The organism is Rathayibacter sp. AY1C5 (genome assembly GCF_002931705.1).
GTDB lineage: Bacteria > Actinomycetota > Actinomycetes > Actinomycetales > Microbacteriaceae > Rathayibacter.
On record NZ_PSWD01000063.1, the window covers coordinates 1 to 1,318 of the forward strand.

Consider the following 1,318-nt stretch of genomic DNA (forward strand, 5'->3'; position numbering starts at 1 on the left):
CGCTATCGGCGTCACTGCGCCGCCTCCACTCAAACGGTTTTCCCCGCCGGAGAGGCAAAGAAAAACGATCAGCCAGAGGGAGCACCCACACCATGCAGATCACCACCGACTTGCAGACCACCGCGAAGACCTACCTCACGCTCGCGAACACCCGCGCGGTCGATATCCGTGTCGTGGGCACCGACCCCCAGACGACGCCCTCGGTGCACGTCACCCGCCGCACGTCCGGCGTCTGGGAGGCGTGGCACTCCGACCAGCTGCACGGCATCACCAGCGGTTCGTTCCGTCACTGCGTCGCCCACGCCCGCCGCGCAGCGATCCGCCGCGTCGCCCCGTTCCTGAACCGCTGAGAGGACCACACCATGACCCGCACCGACACCGGCCGCGCCACGGCCGAGCAGCTCGCCCTCATCCTCGACACCCGCCGCGCCGAGTCCGACGACGACGCGACCGCCACGGACGCCGAGATCCTCGCGCACATCCGCAACACGCTCACTCTTCCCGGCGAAGGAGCTCCGGGCGGATTCCCCGTCACCGACGACGGCACCGCCTACGCCGCCGCGCTGATCGCGTTCCTCACCCCCGCCGACAAGCAGGACACCGGCGCGGCACTGGCCGCTTTCCTCACCCCGACCCCGGAGACGCTGGACGAGCGTGCGGCACGCATCGAGTCGAACCGGCGCGCGGATGAGGGGTGGCAGGCGCTCTCCCCGGCGGAGCAGGCCGCGCAGATCGCGGCCGTCGAGCGGGCGGAGAACCCCAGCGGGCCGTGCGACTGCGCCAACTGCTCCGAGCCCGCCGACCGGTAGCCGCGCGGCGCGGGCCGGCCTTCCGGGCCGGCCCGTGAGGGGCGACCCCTCACGCTCCCCGGTCTTCCCCGTTCCGGGGGCGCGAGCTGCACTCGCGCAGCGGTGACGGAGCACCGCCGGCGGGAGCCGCTACGCGGCCGGATTACCCGTTTTCTTCACCTCTCCGCGGTTTCAACCTATCTCGCTCCGCCGGCTGCGTGCCGTCTCTCTCGGACGCGGTCGCAAGCTCCCTTATTTCGCCCAAGAGAGCCGTCACTCCGCCGACTCCACTCAATTGGTTTTCACTCGCCGGAGAGGCAAAGAAAAACGATCAGGAAGACGACAAAAGCCCCGTAGTTGGCTTAGAACCACGGGACTCGTCACCTTCATGGTCGCACACCGATTGAGGAGAAACCATCGTGAGTATCACCACCGGAACCGGGACCGTTCAGCACATCGACCCGACCGTCCTCGTGATCGAGGCGAACGTCCGCACCAGCGCCCCGCTGACGAAGGACTTCATCGCGTCG

The 1,318-nt window shown here is 68.9% G+C and carries 2 protein-coding genes; both read left to right on the top strand.

What is annotated here, in order from left to right:
• The first annotated feature begins 92 nt into the window (after positions 1-92).
• The gene (locus tag C5C57_RS17490) at positions 93-350 is read left to right on the top strand and encodes a hypothetical protein (protein ID WP_104234631.1); all 258 of its coding nucleotides are present in this window, start codon (positions 93-95) and stop codon (positions 348-350) included.
• 12 nt (positions 351-362) lie between these two features.
• Complete coding sequence (locus C5C57_RS17495) at positions 363-809, top strand: hypothetical protein (RefSeq protein ID WP_104234632.1); 447 nt, start codon at positions 363-365, stop codon at positions 807-809.
• Positions 810-1,318: the final 509 nt, after the last annotated feature.